Source organism: Arthrobacter sp. NPDC056727 (genome assembly GCF_042790555.1).
Lineage (GTDB): Bacteria > Actinomycetota > Actinomycetes > Actinomycetales > Micrococcaceae > Arthrobacter.
In genome coordinates this window covers 103,382-121,258 of record NZ_JBHTZA010000006.1, presented here as the reverse complement: position 1 = coordinate 121,258, position 17,877 = coordinate 103,382, and the positions used below count along the sequence as shown (strand labels likewise).

General features: G+C 67.8%; 14 protein-coding genes and 1 pseudogene. 8 read left to right on the top strand and 7 right to left on the bottom strand.

Annotation, left to right across the window (positions count from 1 at the left end; all coding sequences use genetic code 11):
* The first annotated feature begins 70 nt into the window (after positions 1 to 70).
* Both ACFRAH_RS08130 and ACFRAH_RS08125 read left to right on the top strand, forming a co-directional pair.
* A complete protein-coding gene (locus ACFRAH_RS08130; RefSeq protein ID WP_377990398.1) occupies positions 71 to 424 on the top strand; it encodes a hypothetical protein in 354 nt (117 codons plus the stop codon).
* 149 nt (positions 425 to 573) lie between these two features.
* Positions 574 to 1,002 carry an OsmC family protein gene (locus ACFRAH_RS08125; protein ID WP_377990397.1) on the top strand — a complete coding sequence of 143 codons (429 nt, stop codon included), beginning with the start codon at positions 574 to 576 and terminating at the stop codon, positions 1,000 to 1,002.
* 131 nt (positions 1,003 to 1,133) lie between these two features.
* Here the strand turns inward: ACFRAH_RS08125 and ACFRAH_RS08120 are convergent, their stop codons facing one another.
* Positions 1,134 to 4,748: a S41 family peptidase gene (locus ACFRAH_RS08120; RefSeq protein WP_377990396.1), complete on the bottom strand. Its 3,615-nt coding sequence runs from the start codon at positions 4,746 to 4,748 to the stop codon at positions 1,134 to 1,136.
* 73 nt (positions 4,749 to 4,821) lie between these two features.
* On the opposite strand from ACFRAH_RS08120, the gene ACFRAH_RS08115 reads away from it, so the two are divergent.
* On the top strand, positions 4,822 to 5,715 hold the full coding sequence (locus ACFRAH_RS08115) for a TIGR01777 family oxidoreductase (protein WP_377990395.1): 894 nt from the start codon (positions 4,822 to 4,824) through the stop codon (positions 5,713 to 5,715).
* Between the two features lie 37 nt (positions 5,716 to 5,752).
* Here the strand turns inward: ACFRAH_RS08115 and ACFRAH_RS08110 are convergent, their stop codons facing one another.
* On the bottom strand, positions 5,753 to 7,750 hold the full coding sequence (locus ACFRAH_RS08110; RefSeq protein ID WP_377990394.1) for a protein kinase: 1,998 nt from the start codon (positions 7,748 to 7,750) through the stop codon (positions 5,753 to 5,755).
* Between the two features lie 163 nt (positions 7,751 to 7,913).
* Between ACFRAH_RS08110 and lipB the strand changes: the two genes are divergently transcribed.
* The 4 genes and pseudogenes from lipB to ACFRAH_RS08090 form a co-directional block, all read left to right on the top strand.
* A complete protein-coding gene (gene lipB, locus ACFRAH_RS08105) occupies positions 7,914 to 8,582 on the top strand; it encodes a lipoyl(octanoyl) transferase LipB (RefSeq protein WP_377990393.1) in 669 nt (222 codons plus the stop codon).
* Positions 8,579 to 9,598 (top strand): lipoyl synthase, encoded by a 1,020-nt coding sequence (gene lipA / locus ACFRAH_RS08100; RefSeq protein ID WP_377990392.1) that lies wholly within the window; start codon positions 8,579 to 8,581, stop codon positions 9,596 to 9,598. The genes lipB and lipA overlap by 4 nt, the downstream gene beginning before the upstream one ends.
* A gap of 88 nt (positions 9,599 to 9,686) precedes the next feature.
* Positions 9,687 to 10,439, top strand: a complete 753-nt coding sequence (locus ACFRAH_RS08095; RefSeq protein ID WP_377990391.1) for a DUF4191 domain-containing protein — start codon at positions 9,687 to 9,689, stop codon at positions 10,437 to 10,439.
* Positions 10,440 to 10,569: 130 nt separating this feature from the next.
* Positions 10,570 to 10,899, top strand: a pseudogene (locus ACFRAH_RS08090) (DUF3817 domain-containing protein); the annotation flags it as partial.
* Between the two features lie 24 nt (positions 10,900 to 10,923).
* Here the strand turns inward: ACFRAH_RS08090 and ACFRAH_RS08085 are convergent.
* Entirely contained in the window at positions 10,924 to 11,361 is a 438-nt protein-coding gene (locus ACFRAH_RS08085; protein ID WP_377990390.1) for an RDD family protein, read from the bottom strand.
* 271 nt (positions 11,362 to 11,632) lie between these two features.
* Here ACFRAH_RS08085 and glnA point away from each other — a divergent pair, with 271 nt between their 5' ends.
* Positions 11,633 to 13,057 (top strand): type I glutamate--ammonia ligase, encoded by a 1,425-nt coding sequence (glnA, locus tag ACFRAH_RS08080; protein ID WP_377990389.1) that lies wholly within the window; start codon positions 11,633 to 11,635, stop codon positions 13,055 to 13,057.
* Positions 13,058 to 13,161: 104 nt separating this feature from the next.
* Here glnA and ACFRAH_RS08075 read toward each other — a convergent pair whose 3' ends face one another.
* The 4 genes from ACFRAH_RS08075 to ACFRAH_RS08060 form a co-directional block, all read right to left on the bottom strand.
* Positions 13,162 to 13,698 carry a hypothetical protein gene (locus ACFRAH_RS08075; RefSeq protein WP_377990388.1) on the bottom strand — a complete coding sequence of 179 codons (537 nt, stop codon included), beginning with the start codon at positions 13,696 to 13,698 and terminating at the stop codon, positions 13,162 to 13,164.
* 202 nt (positions 13,699 to 13,900) lie between these two features.
* Positions 13,901 to 14,416 carry a GNAT family N-acetyltransferase gene (locus ACFRAH_RS08070; RefSeq protein WP_377990387.1) on the bottom strand — a complete coding sequence of 172 codons (516 nt, stop codon included), beginning with the start codon at positions 14,414 to 14,416 and terminating at the stop codon, positions 13,901 to 13,903.
* Position 14,417: 1 nt separating this feature from the next.
* Positions 14,418 to 14,843 (bottom strand): VOC family protein, encoded by a 426-nt coding sequence (locus ACFRAH_RS08065; protein WP_377990386.1) that lies wholly within the window; start codon positions 14,841 to 14,843, stop codon positions 14,418 to 14,420.
* 21 nt (positions 14,844 to 14,864) lie between these two features.
* Complete coding sequence (locus ACFRAH_RS08060) at positions 14,865 to 17,876, bottom strand: bifunctional [glutamine synthetase] adenylyltransferase/[glutamine synthetase]-adenylyl-L-tyrosine phosphorylase (RefSeq protein WP_377990385.1); 3,012 nt, start codon at positions 17,874 to 17,876, stop codon at positions 14,865 to 14,867.
* Position 17,877: the final 1 nt, after the last annotated feature.

The window sequence follows — 17,877 nt, the reverse complement described above, 5'->3', positions numbered from 1 at the left end:
TAGTTTTAAGCTCCCGTGCGGCACGCGTGGCTTTGCTACAGGACGTAGAACCACTGGCTAAGCTGGAGCCATGACTATTCTCTTTAGCTTTCTGGTGTTCCTGCACATTGTTGGAGCCGGCATGATCGTGGGTTACTGGATCGCCACGATGAAGCAGCCCACCGTGCACCCCCGCCAGCGCGACGGAGCTTTCCTTCAGCTCCTGACGGGCATCGCCATGATGGGCCTCCTTCCGCTTCTGCCCGATGCCCACCCGAACTACGCCAAGCTGGGCATCAAGTTCGTCATCGGCGTCGTTGTTGCAGTCCTGGCCGTGATTGGGGCGCGCAAGGTCAAGAACGGCCAGCCGGTCTCGACCGGCCTCGCCCACGGCGTCGGCGGGCTGGCACTGATCAACATTGCCATCGCCACCCTCTGGAACTGATCGGCACCAGGCAGCACATCCGGCTGTCCGGTCATAATCCTCTGACAGCGGACAACCCGTGCACCGGAGGCAGCGAATCCATAGGATTGGTAGCGGCGGGGCACCGGCTGCTGCCGAATCCCCGGATCGAATCAACGTTGAGGAGTGACATGGCTACAACACGCACCGCGCACACTGTATGGACCGGAAGCCTGACGGAGGGCTCAGGCAACACCACCCTGGACAGCTCGGGCCTCGGCACGTTCGACGTCACCTGGAAGGCCCGCACCGAAGCGGCCGGCGGCAAGACCAGCCCCGAAGAACTCATCGCCGCGGCACACTCCGCCTGCTTCTCCATGGCGTTCAGCCACGAGCTGAGCCAGGCCGGCTTCACCCCGGACGAGGTCAACACCAAGGCTGAGGTTGGCTTCCAGCCCGGCACCGGCATCACCGGCAGCCACCTGACCCTGAACGCGCGCATCCCCGGCATCTCCGAGGAGGATTTCCAGCGCATCGCGGAATCCGCCAAGAAGGGCTGCCCGGTATCCCAGGCCCTGACCGGCATCGAGATCACCCTGGACGCCACACTCGCCTCCTGAGCTTAAAGCCCTGGCCTTTAGGGTCAGAAAGGGCCCTGTTCCCGCTGGTACATCCAGTCGGGAACAGGGCCCTCGCTTTGTCCGGGAAGGGGCCGCCGGCCTGCCGGCGGCCCCTTCCCCTGCCCCTGCCCCTAAGCGTTGCTGTGACTGCGGGCCGGCAGCGGTGCCGGGCGCAGGCGGCGGTAGCCTTCGCGGGCCGGCGGCCGGTCCGTTGGCAGCTCCTGCACCATTTCCTTCAATGCCGTGATGCCGTATTCCAGCTGCGGGTCCTGGCGTGCGGCGTAGGCGTGCGGCGGGAAGGTCACCTCGATGTCCGGCGCCACGCCGTGGTTTTCGACGCTCCAGCCAACGCCGCCGCCAAACCACGTGGCGTAGCGGGGCTGGGTCACGCCGGTTCCGTCGGCCAGCGTGAAGCGGTTGTCAATGCCGACGACGCCGCCCCAGGTGCGGGTTCCGATCACCGGACCGATGCCGCGCAGCTTCGAGACCTGGGTGATGATGTCGCCGTCGGAGCCGGCAAACTCATCGGCCAGGATGATGACGGGACCGCGCGGTGCGTGGTGCGGGTAGGTCCGCGGCTTTTCACCACGGGGCATGCTCCAGCCTGTCACCTTCCGCCCGATCAGTTCGGCAACGAGCTGGGAGGTGTGGCCGCCGCGGTTGCGGCGCACGTCCACAATCAGGCCGTCCAGCGCCGTCTCGGTGTCCAGGTCGCGGTGGAGCTGCGCCCAGCCGTTAGCCAACATGTCCGGGATGTGCAGGTAGCCGAACTTCCCATCGGATGCGTCGCGCACGGTCCGGCGATTGGCATTGACCCAGTCCTGATAGCGGAGCCGTTCCTCATCCTTGATCGGGACGACGGCGATGCGGCGCTGGGCACCTTCTGCCGGGCCGTGGCCGGCGCCGTTGCGGATGGTCAGTTCCACTGCACGTCCGGCCGCACCCACCAGCTGCATGGCCGGGGTCAGCGATTCCGTGAGGCGCACGCCGTCGACCGCCAGCAGGACGTCCCCGGCCTTGGCGTCGGCGCCCGGCCGCGTCAGGGGCGACGTGGCCAGTGGGTCCGACGATTCGCCGGCCAGGATCCGCTCGATTTCCCAGCCTTCGCCGGTGAACGCGAGGTCGGCGCCCAGCCGGCCCTGGCCGTTGCTGCCGTTTTCAACGGCTGCCGCGGGACGGACGTAGGCGTGCGATGTGCCGAGCTCCCCGTGGAGCTCCCACAGCAGGTCCACCAGGTCGTCATGCGAGCCGAGCCGGTCCACGATGGGACGGTAGCGGGCGTGGATGGAGTCCCAGTCCTGGCCGGCCATGTCCTCGGTCCAGAAGAAGTCGCGCTGCAGCCGCCACGCCTCGTCGAACGCCTGTCCCCACACGCTCAGCGGATCCATCAGGACGCGGATGCGGGTGAGGTCCACCTTGACCAGCTGGCCGGATTCCTCGTCCGCCTTGGCGTCGGAGGGCACCACCCGGACCTGCTTGTCGTGGACCAGGACCACCTTTTTGCCGTCGCCGGACAGGCGGTAGCTGTCCAGGGCCTCCACGAGGGTGGTGGCCTTGCGCTTGGCCAGGTCGAAGCGGACCAGGCTCGGGGCGGCGTTCTTGTCCGCCAGGCTGGCCCTGCCCTCCCCGGTGACTCCGGCAAGGGCGTTGTCGAGCCACAGCAGGGCACCGTCGGCGGCGGCCAGGTCCGAGTAGTTGCCCTGCGGGACCGGGACGCTGATGACCCGGTGTGCCAGGCCTTCCGCATCCACCCGAACGGCGGCAGTAGTGGTCTGCCCTTCGGCGGCCGCATCTGCCTGGGCTGCCGCGTCGTCCTCACCGTCGGTGCCCTCCGCCAACGCCACGCTGGGACCGAAGGGCGAGGCGGTGTCCGCCGCCAGCGCCACCAGGTAGGGCTTGATGGGGCTGGGGAAGGACAGGTCAAAGGAATGGCCGTCGTAGACGGGATCAAAACTGCGGTTGGAGAGGAAGGCGAGGAACTTTCCGTCCGGGGAGAACGACGGCGATTCGTCCCGGAATCGCCCGTCCGTCACCTCCACAATTTGGGCCTCTCCCGCCCTGCCGGCTGTGGCCTTGGCCTCCGCAGCGGAGGCCCGGACCAGCCGCAGGCGGCTGCGGGAACCAAAGGATGTCACCGGCTCGGACCAGGCCAGCCAGGCAGAGTCCGGCGACCAGGCGAGGTCCTCGATGCTGCCCTCGCCGATGCTGGTCACGGCCGTCAGCGTGCCGTCCCGGGTGTCCGCAATGTACACGTCACCAAATGCGGTTCCGACGGCGATCCAGCGGCCGTCGGGGCTGGCTTCGATGGCGCTGGCGCGGGTTGGCCTGGGAAACCGGACCGTGAGCGGGTTTGATTCCGCCGCAACGCCGCCGGTGGCCTGGCCCGCCGCGGTCCCGGCCGCTGCCTGGGCGGGGGCGAGGTCGGCGGCCGCGTCATCGGCCACCGGATGGGTAACGCGGGCACCTGCAACACCGGGCCCCGCTACGCCCGGCCCCGCTACGCCGGCGGCGGAAACGGGCCTGGGCAGGGACACTGCCGCGGAAGCGGCCTCCTGCTCATCGGCCGCGGACACGGTCCTGGCACCGGCTGCCGCGGCCGGTTTTGCAGCTGCGTGGGGTTTTGCGGCCAAGTGGTCTGAGCCATCGCGTGCCGGGACGTGCGGGGCGATCTCCCTGATGAAGAGGGCCTCGTCGCCGCCGTGATCCGCCACGTAGGCGATGCGGCCGTCCGTCAGGGGGCGCGGCAGGCGGGCGCGGACACCGGCCGTGGCTTCGACCACTCGGGAGGGCCCGTCCTTGTGCCGCAGCCAGTGGATGGTCCCGTGGGACTCCACGGCGCTGGCTTCGCCTTTCATGTCCGGCCGGACATCACCAAGGTGCTTGGAGACCTTCAGGAGCGCGGGGCGGCGGCCCTGGGAGGCTGATCCGAGCGTGATCTCCAGGCGGACGGCGTCCGAGCCGAGGTCGTGCAGGAGCCAGAGCTCACCTGCCGATTCGAAGACCACGCGCTTGCCGTCGGTGGCGGCGTGGCGGACGTAGAAGTCCTCGTGTTCGGTGTGGCGCCGCAGGTCCCCGCCGCCGGGCAGGACCGAGTACAGGTTGCCGTAGCCCTCGTGGTCCGAGAGGAAAGCGATGCGCCCGTCCACCCACATGGGGTCGGCGAGGTTGCCGTCCAGTTCCGGGAGGAGCCGCTCGAACTCGCCGTTGCCGTCGCCGTCGATCCAAAGCTTCCCGGCGGTGCCGCCGCGGTAGCGCTTCCACCAGGCCGGCTCGCGGGACAGCACGCTGCCCACCACCACCGGCTTTTCGTCCCCGAGTTCCGGGCCGAAGGCCACGGACTCGACCGGCCCCAGCGGCAGTTCCTCGGCCCAGCCGCCGTCGGTGGACAGCCGGTAGGCGTGCGTGTGGCGGCTCTCGGCCTGGCGGAACGCGCTGGTGACCACGATGTCCCCGTCCGGCGTGAAGCCCTTGACCCTGGTGGTGCTGTGCCCGAAGAAGGTCAGCTGGCGGTATCCCCCGCCGTCGACGTCGGCAATGACCACTTCGGGTGCCGTTCCCTGCACGACCGTCCAGACCAGCTTCTTTCCGTCCGGCGTAAAGCGCGGGTTGCGGGCCGGCAGCTGGAGAGAAGAAACACGCCACGCACGGCCACCGCCGAGGGGGGCAATCCACACGTCGTCCTCGGCCACAAACGTGACCAGATCGCCGTGAACATGAGGGAACCGGAGGTAACTCGAAGAGGTCATCGTTCGATCATAGTCAAGGTGTAGGCGGCCATCGGGGACGTGCCCCGCCGTGCCGGGCATGGTGAGATGGATCATGCGCATCGTCATGGCCGGCGCCTCCGGCCTCATTGGAACCGCACTCTCGTCCCGCCTCTCTTCTGACGGGCACGACGTCGTCCGGCTGGTAAGGCGGCCGCCGGCGTCGCCGTCGGAGATCCCCTGGGATCCTGCCAACGGGACGCTCGACCCGGCCGTCCTGGAGGGAGCCGGCGCCGTCATTAACCTTTCCGGTGCGAACATCGGCGCCAGGCCATGGACGCCCCGCCGGATCGATGAGCTGTTCCGTTCGCGGCTCGATCCTACCCGGACCCTGACCGCCGCGATGCGCCGTGCCGACTCCCCTCCGGCGACCTTCATCAGCCAGTCAGGGGCGGGCTACTACGGCGACGCCGGGCACACCCCTCTGACGGAGGAGTCCCCCGCGGGGCAGGGCATCATGGCCCGCATCTGCGTCGAGTGGGAAGCGGCAGCCCATGAGGCTCCCACCGGCGTTCGCCTGGTAACCCCGCGGACGGCAGTCGTGCTGAGCAGATCAGGCGGAGCCATGGGACGACTGCTGCCCCTGCTGCGCGCAGGCGTTGGCGGGCCGTTGGGCAACGGCAGGCAATACTGGCCATGGATCACTCTCCCCGACCTCACCTCCGTGTTCGGGTTCCTCCTCACGTCCGGACACTCGGGTCCCGTGAACGTTGCGGCGCCGGACACCGCGGATGTGAACACCCTCGTGGCGGGCCTGGCGAGGGCGCTGCACCGCCCTGCCGTGCTGCGGGTGCCGGCCCCGGCGCTGCGCCTGGCCATGGGCAAGCTGGCCGACGAACTCCTGCTCGCCAGCCAGCGGATCGAGCCCACGCTGCTCCGGGACAGCGGGTTCACCTGGCAGCACCCCTCCGTGGCGCGTGCCGCCGAATGGGTGGCCAGCGGCGATTAGGAGCTGTTCTCCTGCAGGCCGTCAGCCCGTCCCTTTTTCAGCCCGCCGGCAGGATGTCCGCGATGCGCCAGCTCCCCTCCACCGGGACCAGAACCAGCCGCAGCCTGACAGCCTGCTGCGGCGCACCTGTCGCAACCACCCCGCCATCCGCCGTCCGCTCCTGATAACCCGTCGCCGACGAAGTCGCGGCGACGACCGCCCGAGTGGCCGTGCTTTCGGGCAGGCGGCGAAGGCCGGAAAGGCTGGTACTGAAACCTGCCAGGACCGTCCCGAGGTTCTCCAGCCTGGCGCGGATTGCACGGTCCGCGGCATGAGCCGGCGTGTTCGGGGCGTTGACGTCGTCGAGCAGGTCCAGCCTGCCCTCCCGCAGCGCCAGCGAACGCAGCTGTGCCAGGCCACGGACCGCTTCGACGGGATCCTTCGCCGCAAGCCGCCGCCGGACGTCATCGGGGACGAGGCTGTCATGTTGCGCCGCAGCGCTTGGCTGCTGCCCGGGCAGGGCCGGGCCCTGCGCCGCTGGGCCTGACGACTGCGTCTGTGGGCCTGACTCCTGTGCAGCCCCGGGAAACCCCAGAAACACAGCACCGCCAAACACCGCCGCCGCGAGCACGCCGGCGGCCGTTGCGAAGCGGTGGCGGCCCGAGTCCGCTCCGGCGAACCGGTGGACCCGTGGCGGCAGGCTGCTGGCGACGGTAATGACTTTGGCCCGTCCGTCCGCGCTCCGCATGTCCGCGGTCCGTCCGTCCGCGGTCAATGTGCCCGTTGATTGCCGCTCCGCCCTGTGCCTGGCGAATGATGGCCTAACGGGCGGGGGCTTATGGGTCGGCGGTTCAACGGACGTTGGCCCGGGCGAGGGCCTGCCGGTCGTGGGCCTGAGGGAGGAGTGCCTGGCCGCATGCCCGGCCCCGCGGTGCCCGGCCGGCGCGTGCGGGAGCGACGGAACCAGGGCCGCCTTTCCCGCACCTGGTGACAGTCGGCGGCCGTGCCCGGCTGCGGCCCTGACCCAGCTCACAGTCTTCAGCCGCCTCCCCCAGGCCAGCAGGCGGTTCCTCACCCGCCCGCCGGGCTGCGGGATGGGCCGCCGGGTCAGCAGTTCCGGCAAAACGCTGTCATGCACCGAGCGGGACAGGTCAACAGGGACAGCGGCTGCGCTGCGGTACACGGCCGTGCCAAGCTCCGCGGCCGACGGACGCCGCCGCCGGTCATCACTGAGTCCCGCCTCCAGCGCTGCGGCCAGCTCAGCAGGCACCTCCGGAACAAGCAGGGAGAGCGGCGGCCTGGCCGCTGACGGGGGCGGGGCCTGTCCGGTGAGGCAGTACCAGCCCAAGGCGGCCGCCGCATAGACGTCGCGCTCCGGCTGAAGTCCTGCCCGCACCGCATCCACCGGGGCCGGATCCGTAAATCCGCCGGTGCGCTGCTCCGGAACTCCGGAGGCATCGCCCACCATCCGGGCCACGCCCAGGTCAGCGAGCAGGGGCTTTCCGTGGGCACTGAACAGCACGTTGCCGGGTGCCACGTCCGAGTGAGTGAAGCCGTTGCCGTGCAGATAACCCAGGACCTGCGCAATCGGCGTCAGCACCGTGACGGTCTCGCCGACACTGAGTTTGCCCCTCGCCGTCACCAGCTGCTGAAGTGAACCTCCAGCCGCATAGTCCATTAAGAGCCCGAAGCTGCCGTCCCGGGGTTCACCGGTCCGGACCACGCCGTAGGCCTTGACCAGGTGTTCGTGGTCCAAAGCCGACATGACCAGGAGTTCACGGCGGACATCCTCCTCCCGGGCGGCCACGGGAGCGGATTCACGGCCGGGCGGTCCGTCATTGCCCGCCGGCGTGCCGAAGCATTTCAGGGCCAGCTTCACGCCCGTGGGGTCCTGCGAGACCAGCCACACTTCTGCGTTGCCGCCGCGGCCCAGCCGGCGGCAGACGGAGTAGCCCGCGACTGCCGGTGGCTCCCCCTCAGGATCGTCTTTTTCCGCGCTGTGGTTTCCCCGGCTGTCGTGTTCAAAGCTGTGGTTCTCCAAGCTGTGCTGGTCCATGGCTTAAGGAGTACCGGAAACCGGCCTTTCCTGCAGAAGTTATCCACAGGCAGGGCGGGCAGCTCCGCCGACCACAGGAACGGCGCGGAATGTGACCGGGAACGGGGTGAGAGCTTGGGCACACTATCGGGCAGGACGCCGGCTGAGGTCTAAGCTGGAATGCATGACTCTTGAGTTCACAAAGCTCGGTCTTGCCCCGGATTTCGTCGATTACAGCCACGCCTGGGACATCCAGCGCGAAATCCATGAAAACGTCCTGGCCGGCAAGGCCCCCAGCACAGTACTCCTCCTCGAACATGCCGCCGTCTACACGGCCGGAAAACTGACAGAGGATCACGAACGGCCCTTCGACGGCACCCCCGTCGTTCCCGTGGACCGTGGCGGCAAGCTCACCTGGCACGGACCGGGCCAGCTCATCGGATACCCGATTATCAAGCTGAAGAACAAGGCCGGCATCAGGGATTACGTGGAGCGCCTGGAATCGGTGATCATAGCGGTGCTCGCGGACTATGGCATCACAGCGGTCCGGATCAAGGGACGTGCAGGTGTCTGGATCGAGGAGGACGCCAAGGGTCCCGCGCGCAAGATCGCTGCGATCGGCATCAGGGTCAGCCAGGGCGTCACCATGCACGGCTTCGCCATCAACTGCAACAACGACCTCGCACCGTACGGCCAGATCATCGCCTGCGGAATCACCGATGCCGGTGTGACCACGATCGCCCAGGAAACCGGCCGCGATGTGTCTCCGGCCGATCTCGTTTCGCGGATCACCGAGGAACTGCGCAACAATGAAGACGCCCTAGTCGCGACCCCCGAAGGAGCTCTCCTGTGACCCTGGCACCAGAAGGCCGGAAAATGCTGCGGATCGAGCAGCGCAACGCGGCCACCCCGGTGGAACGCAAACCGGACTGGATCAAGGCCAAGGTCCAGATGGGCCCGGAATTCGTCGGACTGAAGAACCTGGTCAAAAAAGAAGGCCTGCACACCGTCTGCGAAGAAGCCGGATGCCCCAACATCTTCGAATGCTGGGAAGACAAGGAAGCCACCTTCCTCATCGGCGGCTCCGAATGCACCCGCCGCTGCGACTTCTGCCAGATCGACACCGGCAAACCCTCCCCCGTCGACATGTTCGAACCCACCAAGGTGGCCCGCTCCGTCCAGTCGATGCAACTGCGCTACGCCACCGTCACCGGCGTCGCCCGCGACGACCTCGAAGACGAAGGCGTCTGGCTCTACGCCGAAACCGTCCGCAAGATCCACGAACTCAACCCCGGCACCGGCGTCGAACTGCTCATCCCGGACTTCTCCGGCAACCCCGAGCACATCGCCGCGATCTGCGACTCCAAACCCGAAGTCTTCGCCCACAACGTCGAAACCGTCCCCAGGATCTTCAAGCGCATCCGCCCCGCGTTCCGCTACGAACGCTCCCTGGACGTCATCACCCAGGGCCGGAACCTGGGCATGGTCACCAAATCCAACCTGATCCTGGGCATGGGCGAAACCCGCGAAGAAATCTCCGAAGCCCTGGCCGACCTCCACCAGGCAGGCTGCGACCTGATCACCATCACCCAGTACCTGCGCCCGAGTGAGCGGCACCTGCCCGTGGACCGCTGGGTCAAACCCCAGGAATTCGTGGACCTGCAGCACGAAGCCGAAGAACTCGGCTTCCTCGGCGTCATGTCCGGCCCCCTGGTCCGCTCCTCCTACCGCGCCGGCCGGCTCTGGGCCACCGCCATGCGCAAAAAAGGCCGCGACATCCCCGCCGAACTCGCCCACATCGCAGAAGGCATCCAGGACTCCGGAACCACCCGCCAGGAAGCCAGCACCCTGCTCGCGGCACACCAGTAGCACCGGGCATTTTCCGCGGCCAGGGGCCGGACACCGCAACATTTCGGCGTCCGGCCCTTTGTCGTGGATCACGTAGAATTAAGGCACTATGGCGAAATCCCCTGACTCCAGCAACAACACTCCTGCGGCCGCTGATGCCTCCAAGCGCGGTCTTTTTGGGCGCAAGCCCAAGGCCGTGAAGGAAAAGAAGCCCAGCCGGCTTAAGCAGATCCGCGAGGTCTTCAACATGACCCGCCGCCACGACCCCATGGTGCCGTGGCTCATGCTGCTGGCGTTCCTGGGCGTCGTGGCCGTCAGCTTCCTCGTGGGCTTCCTGCTGGACAACTGGGTCACCGGCCTGATCATCGGCATCCCGCTTGGCTTCCTGGCCGCCACGCTGATCCTGTCGCGCCGGGCCGAACGCGCGGCGTTTGCGCAGATCGAGAACCAGCCGGGCGCCTCGGGCGCCGCTCTGGGCACGCTGCGGAGGGGCTGGATCACCGAGGAGCAGCCCGTGGCCGTCAACCCGCGGACCCAGGACGCCGTTTTCCGCGCCGTGGGGCGTCCCGGCGTCGTCCTCGTTGCCGAAGGACCCACGCACCGCGTGCGCCCGCTGATCGAAGGCGAGCGGAAGAAGCTGGCCCGCATCCTTCCCAACGTCACCATCCACGTGATCGAAACCGGCCGCGGCGAGGGCCAGGTCCCCATCAGCCAGGTGGCGAAAAAGATGAACAAGCTCAACAACGAGCTCACCAAGACCGAGGTCAGCGCGGTGTCCAAGCGCATTTCGTCGCTGGGCGGGCGCCTTCCGATCCCCAAGGGTGTGGACCCCTACAAGGCCCGTCCCCAGCGCGGACGTTAGTCCGCCTGAAACGCCCCGGGGCCGACGCATCCGCGCCGGCCCCGGGGCGTTTTCTTTTGAGCGGCGTCGTCTTTTGCGCAGCGTCGTCCAACCAGCCAGACCCCAGCGCCTGCAGAAGCCGGAGCCTCCTGTGAAAATCCCGTCCGCGTCCGCCGTCGTCCGTGTCTTCCGCCTGCTGGCGGTTGCCGAGGCCTTCAGCTGGGCTGCTCTCCTGGCCGGCATGTACTTCAAGTGGATCGCCGGGACCACCGAACTCGGCGTGGAAATCGCAGGACCCGTGCACGGCGCGCTGTTCATCGGCTACAGCCTGTCGGCCCTCGCCCTGTGGCGGCTGCAGCGCTGGCCGTTCACGGTGGCGCTGTCCGCTGGCCTCTCGGCGGTGTTCCCCTTCGCCACGGTCCTGTTTGAGCGGTGGGCGCTCCGCCGGGGATTCCTCCCGGCCGGACGGGAACATGCTGCCGGACGGCTGCCTGCGGACGGCCTGCTACATGCGGACGAGGACCGTGTCCATGGCCTTGTCATGGAGTCCGCGCTGGTCGGGGTCGAAGATGACCGCGGGAATCACCAGGCAGAGCAGGACGGTGCGGACCAGGGCGGCCAGCGGACCGGCCGCTGAGCCGTCCGGCTTCACCACGTGGATGCCCATCACCCGGTGGCCGATGCTGTACCCCAGGGTTCCGATCAGCAGGATCTGCTCAACGGCGAAAACAGCAAGGGTGGCCATGGAATTGCCAGCCAGGAACACGTTGCTGATCAGCAGCGCGATGGTCCAGTCGATGATGATCGCCAGGATGCGGCGGCCCGCGCGGGCCATGGACCCGGGGCCCGATTCGGGGAAGCCCAGGCGCTCCCCCGGGTACTTGGAAATGCCGGAAGTGTCCGGCCCGCTGAGCCACGAACCGATGTCTTTGCGATCTACCACCCACCAAGTTTAGCGAGCCGGCCGCGGCGCCGCCGACGCTCACACTTTGGATAGGCGTGGACCACAGTGTGGACACCGTATAGCGTTTACATATCAGTAGGTTCTGTAACCTGCCGGAAACAATGCGGACACGGACGGGAAATCCCGAATCCCTAGGGTGGTAACAGTTGCTAGCGAGCCGGAAGCGGGGCACTTTTGTGTTCCGCCCCCTTGGATTGCGCTGGACCACTTGGCTTTACAGCCAGTTATTACATATGCGTAAGGAGCATAGATGTTCAAGACTGCGGACGAAGTCCTCAAGTTCATCAAAGATGAAGACATTCGGTTTATCGATATCCGCTTCACCGACCTCCCCGGCGTTCAGCAGCACTTCAACGTGCCCGCCAAGAGCGTGGACGCTGACTTCTTCGTCAACGGCCAGCTGTTCGATGGCTCTTCCATCCGCGGCTTCCAGGGCATCGCCGAGTCTGACATGCAGCTCATTCCGGACGTCACCACCGCGTTCCTGGACACGTTCCGCATGGAGAAGACCCTTGCGCTGAACTTCTCCATCGTGAACCCCCGCACGGGCGACCCGTACCACCGCGACCCCCGTGGCGTGGCCGAGAAGGCTGAAGCCTACCTCGCCTCCACCGGCATCGCCGACACCGCGTTCTTCGCTCCCGAAGCAGAGTTCTTCGTGTTCGACAACGTCCAGTACCAGTCCTCCCCGCAGGGCAGCTTCTACAAGATCGACTCCGAAGAAGCTCACTGGAACACCGGCCGCGAAGAAGAAGGCGGAAACCTGGGCTACAAGACCCCCGTCAAGGGCGGTTACTTCCCGGTCTCCCCGACCGACAAGCAGGCCGACCTGCGCGACGCCATGTGTGTTGCCCTGGACGAGGCCGGCCTCGAGGTCGAGCGCAGCCACCACGAAGTTGGCTCCGCCGGCCAGGCCGAGATCAACTACAAGTTCACCACGCTGACCCACGCGGCCGATGACCTGCAGAAGTTCAAGTACGTCATCAAGAACACCGCCGACGCCTGGGGCAAGTCCGTCACCTTCATGCCGAAGCCGGTCTTCGGTGACAACGGTTCGGGCATGCACTGCCACCAGTCGCTGTGGAGCAACGGCGAGCCGCTGTTCTACGACGAGAAGGGCTACGCCGGCCTGTCCGACACCGCCCGCTGGTACATTGGCGGCCTGCTGAAGCACGCCGACGCCGTCCTCGCCTTCACCAACCCGACGGTCAACTCCTACCGCCGCCTGGTCAAGGGCTTCGAAGCTCCGGTCAACATGGTCTACTCGCAGGGCAACCGCTCCGCCGGTATCCGCATCCCGATCACGGGCTCCAACCCGAAGGCCAAGCGCATCGAGTTCCGCGCTCCGGACCCCTCCTCCAACCCGTACCTGGCCTTCGCGGCACAGCTGATGGCCGGCATCGACGGCATCCGCAACCGCATCGAACCGCCGGCTCCGATCGACAAGGACCTCTACGAGCTCCCCGCCGAGGAAGCCAAGGACATCCCCAAGGCTCCGGGCACGCTCGAGGAAGCCCTGGCAGCACTGGCTGAGGACAACGAGTTCCTGCAGGCCGGCGGCGTGTTCACCCAGGACCTGATCGACACCTGGATCGAGTACAAGTACGAGAACGAGATCCGCCCGCTGTCCCTGCGCCCGAACCCCTACGAGTTCGAGCTCTACTACGGCGTCTAGTCTGACTGGCTTGACCTCAGGGTGACACTCCTGACACCGTCAAGGGCGGCCACCGGTTCCGACCGGTGGCCGCCCTTGGCGTTTGTGGTCAGGGGCCGTTTCGGTTATGTTCCCCGGCAGGGTTCCTCCGCGTACCGGCCCCACAGCGAGTCCGGCCCCGTGCCGCCAAAGGCCTCCCGGTCGTCCCGCAGTGCGCGGCACAGAATGAGGGAATCCGCGAAACTGCGCCGCATGTAAGCCTCCCAGTCCGCCCGTTCTGAGGTGAAGGCCTGCGTTCCCATCTGGTACTTCAGGTGGGCGAAGTGATCCAGGATCCGGTGCGCCGCCGCCTCGGCCCGGCCCGCCAGCTGCTCCGCTTCCCGCCTCGCCGCGGGATCCCCGCTCGCCGACGCATCTGGCAGTTCCTCGCGGTGCCAGAAGTACGGCTGCAGGTCCACGTTGTCCGCGAAGATCCTGTCGATCTCCTGCTGCTGGGCATAAAGGGAAGCTGCGGTGCTGCTTTCCAGGGTGCTTCTGATGCCGAGGTACTGGTATGCCGCCGCGATGAGCGTGGCCGCGACGCCCGCTCCGATGAGCAGCAGCTCGGCCCTCCTGAGCTTTCGGGCGCGGCTTTCCTTCGCGCGGGTCCGGGCATGGTCCACATCCTCGCGGCGTTGGCGCGCCGGAAGCTGGCTCCCGACGTGCTGAGACCGGGAGCCAGCCTGTTCCGGCGAGTGCCTCCGAGACGAAGACCCTTTCAAGCCTTCCCCCCAACAAGGTTTGAAGTGCACTGCCAAGACACAGCGTAGGCACGCCCCCGCACCGGCGCAACGGTCCGGCGGTATCTATGGGAAGGTTCAGCGGTCAGAAGGCCGCGTACATGGTCCGCTGCGGGCCCGCGTCGCCGCCCAGATAGACGCCTTTGTCTGCAAAACCCGCCTTCACGTAGGCTCCCTGCCCGGCCGGGTTTCGCTCGTTGACTGAAAGCACGACGCCGGCCTGGCCGCCTCCCAGCCTGGCCGTCAGTTTGGCGGCCGCCGCCACGGCCGCAGAGGCTGCCGCCTGTCCCAGGCCCCGGCCCTGCCGCCGCCTGTCGATCAGGAACCCGCGCAGCAGCCAGGCGGAGTCGTCGTCGGGCCAGCCGGCGAGCCGGGCTGCCCCCGACTGCAGGGTCAGCACTCCTGCGGCCCTGCCGCCCGCCTCGATGACATAGGGCCTGCGGGACCCGTCCTCCAGTCCTGCAAGCATCATGCGCAGGGGGTCGCCCACAAACTCCTGCTGGCCCGGGGCGAGCTCCAGTTCCGCCACCGCCCCCAACTGGATGGCCCGGGCATCGGCGTCCAGGTCCCGCAGCGGAATGAGCCATACGTCCGGACTCACGTCAGGAAGCAGGTGACGCCCCGTCGGCGGGTGGACCCGCCGGATCCATCCACATGACCTCCCACAGGTGGCCGTCCGGGTCCTGGAAGCTGTGGCTGTACATGAAGCCGTAGTCCTGCACCGGCTGCGATTCCGTTCCGCCGGCGTCCAGGGCCTTGCCCACCATCTGATCCACAGCGTCCCGGCTGTCCACCGAGAAGGCCATGATGGCCTCGGTGGCTGAGGTGGCGTCCACGACCTCCTTAGAGGTGAACGTCTTGAAGAACTTCTCCACGAGGAGCATGACATAGGCGTCGTCGTTGACCACCATGCACGTGGCGTTCTCGTCGGTGTAGTCCTGGTTGAACGTAAAGCCCAGCGCAGTGAAAAACTGTACGGATCTGTCGAGGTCCCTCACGGGCAGGTTCATGAAGATTTGGGTAGCCATGCGCCCAAACCTAGCACCGGTTCACTGGCCGTAGAAGACCTTCTCGAAGACCCCCCGGGCCCGCCTGCTCACCCGCAGATAGTCCTCCTCGAACGCCGTGGCCTTCCCTTCCTCGTAGCCGCACCACCTGGCCACGGCCTCGAGGTCGCGCCGGGATGAGGGCAGCAGGTCGGACGCGCGGCCCGTCCAGATCACGTTCGCAGACCGGATCCGGCTGGCGAGCCGCCAGGCGTCGGCCAGGAGGCCTGCGTCGTCGTCGTCCAGCAGGCCCAGCGACGCAGCCGCGCTGAGAGCCTTCAGGGTGGACGTGGTGCGCAGTTCGGGGTGCTTTCCGGCGTGCTGCAGCTGCAGCAGCTGGACAAGCCATTCCACGTCACTCAGGCCGCCCCGCCCCAGCTTGACGTGCCTGGCCGGATCGGCGCCGCGTGGCAGCCGCTCGGACTCCACCCGCGCCTTGATGCGCCGGATCTCGCGGACATCGGCGTCGGAGATGGCCTCCGGGTACCGGATGGGATCGATCAGCTTCACGAAGTCAGCCGCGAGCCCGTCGTCGCCGGCGATCGGCCGGGCACGGAGCAGCGCCTGCGCCTCCCAGATGAGCGACCAGCGGCGGTAGTACTCGCGGAAGGAGTCCAGTGACCGGACCATGGCCCCGTTCTTGCCCTCCGGGCGGAGATCGGCATCCACGGCCAGGACCCGCTCAGCCATGATCGCCGGCTTGAGCGGCTGGGTCAGGAGGGTGGACAGGTGGCCCACGATCTTCGCCGCCTGCTGCTGGGCTTCCTCGTCCGAGGCTCCCGGCAGCGCACGGTGGACGTACAGGACATCGGCGTCGGATCCGTAGCCGATCTCCAGCCCGCCCTGCCGGCCCATGGCCACCACCAGCACCGATGTCTTCAGCGGGCCGGCGGCGGCCACAATGTTTTCCGCCACCCGCAGGGCGCCCAGGATGGCGGCGCGGTCGGTTTCGGCGAGGGCCTCCCCCACCTGGTCCTGGCCGAGCAGTCCGGCGCTGTCCGCGATGGCGATCCGCAGGATTTCCCGGCGGCGGATGAGCCGGGTGAGGCGCATGGCGCTTTCCGGATCGGCATGCCGGGACATCTTCGAGGCGATTTCCTGCCACTGGGCCTCAAAGCTGAGCGGCGCCAGATCCTTGTCCGTTCCCAGCCAGGACACCGACTCCGGCGACACTTCGAGGAGGTCGGCGATGAGGCGGGAGTTGGACAGCATGTGGCACAGCCGTTCGGCCGCCGCGGCCGAATCGCGGAGCATGCCAAGGTACCAGTGGGTGGTGCCGAGCGCCTCGCTGATCCTGCGGAACGCAAGCAGCCCGGCGTCGGGGTCCACGCCCTCGGCCAGCCAGCCGAGGAGGATGGGAAGCAGCTGCCGCTGCAGCGCGGCCCGCCGGCTGACCCCGCCCGTCAGTGCCTCGATGTGGCGGAGGGCGCCCTGCGGATCCCGGTAACCGAGCGCCGCGAGCCGGCCCTGCGCGGCCTCGGGTGTCAGGCGCGCATCCTCGCTGCTCAGCTTGGCGGCCGTGTTCAGGAGCGGCCGGTAGAAGATCCGGTCGTGGAGTTCGCGGACCGAGCGTTTGGTCCGCTGCCATCCGGCCAGCAGCGCGTCCGGGTGCGGCCGGTCGGTGGAGAACGGTCCCAGCACAGCTTTGGCGAGGGTGCGCAGGGCTTCTTCCTTGACCGGCATGAGGTGCGTGCGGCGCAGCTGGAAAAGCTGGATGCGGTGTTCAAGCAGCCGCAGGTACCGGTAGGCGCGGTCGAATTCGCCTGCGTCCGCCCGGCCGATGTAACCGCCGGTGGAGAGTGCCGCTATGGCCGACGTCGTGTCGCGGCGCCGGAGGGACTCGTCCGATTTGCCGTGCACCAGCTGCAGGAGCTGGACCGTGAATTCAACGTCGCGCAGCCCGCCCCTGCCCAGCTTGATCTGCCGCTGCTCCTCGGCCTGCGGGATGTGTTCGGTCACCCGGCGGCGCATGGCCTGCACGGATTCCACGAACCCGTCCCGGTTCGCGGACGTCCACACGAGCGGCGAAACGGCCTCCTCGTACCGGGCACCGAGCTCCGCGTCGCCCGCGATGGTCCGTGCCTTCAGGAGCGCCTGGAACTCCCAGCTTTCGGCCCAGCGGGCGTAGTAGCTCTGGTGTGAAGGCAGCGTCCGGACCAGCGGGCCGGACTTTCCCTCCGGGCGGAGGTTGGCGTCAACCTCCCACAGGCCCGGTTCACGGGCCGGGGAGGAAATGGCACGCGAGATGCCTGAGGCCAGCGCCGTGCCGATGGTGTTGGCCCGGGCATCGTCCAGCTCCCCTGCCTCCACCACGTAGATGACATCGACGTCGGAAATGTAGTTCAGCTCCCGGGCACCGCACTTGCCCATCCCGATAACGGACAGTGCGACGTCGGCGACCTCGCCGGCGTCGAACTTTTCTGCCGCTTCGGCGCGGGAGACTGCGAGGGCGGCCTCGATGGCCGCACCCGCCAGGTCGGCAAGTTCGGCGCCGACGGCGGGCATAAAGTCCAGCGGGTCGGCGGCACAGAGGTCCTTGACGGCGAGGTCCACCACGCCCCGCCGGTAAGCGGTGCGGAGTGCCCCGTAGGCCTCCGGGCCGGAGATGCCTGCGACCGGCCGGGCTGCGCTGGGGTCGGCGCGGACCGACCTGAGCAGCTGGGCGCGCAGCTCGGCGGGATCGGCCGGCAGCGGTTCCGGGCTGGCCGCCACGCTGAACGCGTCCAGGTGCTCCGGGTGCCTGATGAGGAATTCACCCAGCGCCTCGCTGGCGCCCAGGACCCGGTAAAGCGGTTCGCTCACCTCGATGTCCGCCGCCGCCAGCTTCCGCAGGTCGGGGTGCTTTTCGATCAGCCGGACAAGGGATTGCAGGGCGGTATCCGGGCTGGCCGCCAACTGCAGGCCGGCAAACAGGATGTCCTGCTCGATGCCCTCCAGTTCGGGGGCGGCAAGGAACCGTTCACCCTTCTCAAGGTCGCTGAAGCCGGCGGTAATGAGCCGGCGGGCCAAGCTCACC

Bases quoted from the DNA above. Each gene is read 5' to 3' on its own strand.
- ACFRAH_RS08130 (WP_377990398.1), top strand. From the start codon at position 71: ATGACTATTCTCTTTAGCTTTCTGGTGTTCCTGCACATTGTTGGAGCC.
- ACFRAH_RS08125 (WP_377990397.1), top strand. From the start codon at position 574: ATGGCTACAACACGCACCGCGCACACTGTATGGACCGGAAGCCTGACG.
- ACFRAH_RS08120 (WP_377990396.1), bottom strand. From the start codon at position 4,748: ATGACCTCTTCGAGTTACCTCCGGTTCCCTCATGTTCACGGCGATCTG.
- ACFRAH_RS08115 (WP_377990395.1), top strand. From the start codon at position 4,822: ATGCGCATCGTCATGGCCGGCGCCTCCGGCCTCATTGGAACCGCACTC.
- ACFRAH_RS08110 (WP_377990394.1), bottom strand. From the start codon at position 7,750: ATGGACCAGCACAGCTTGGAGAACCACAGCTTTGAACACGACAGCCGG.
- lipB (WP_377990393.1), top strand. From the start codon at position 7,914: ATGACTCTTGAGTTCACAAAGCTCGGTCTTGCCCCGGATTTCGTCGAT.
- ACFRAH_RS08095 (WP_377990391.1), top strand. From the start codon at position 9,687: ATGGCGAAATCCCCTGACTCCAGCAACAACACTCCTGCGGCCGCTGAT.
- glnA (WP_377990389.1), top strand. From the start codon at position 11,633: ATGTTCAAGACTGCGGACGAAGTCCTCAAGTTCATCAAAGATGAAGAC.
- ACFRAH_RS08065 (WP_377990386.1), bottom strand. From the start codon at position 14,843: ATGGCTACCCAAATCTTCATGAACCTGCCCGTGAGGGACCTCGACAGA.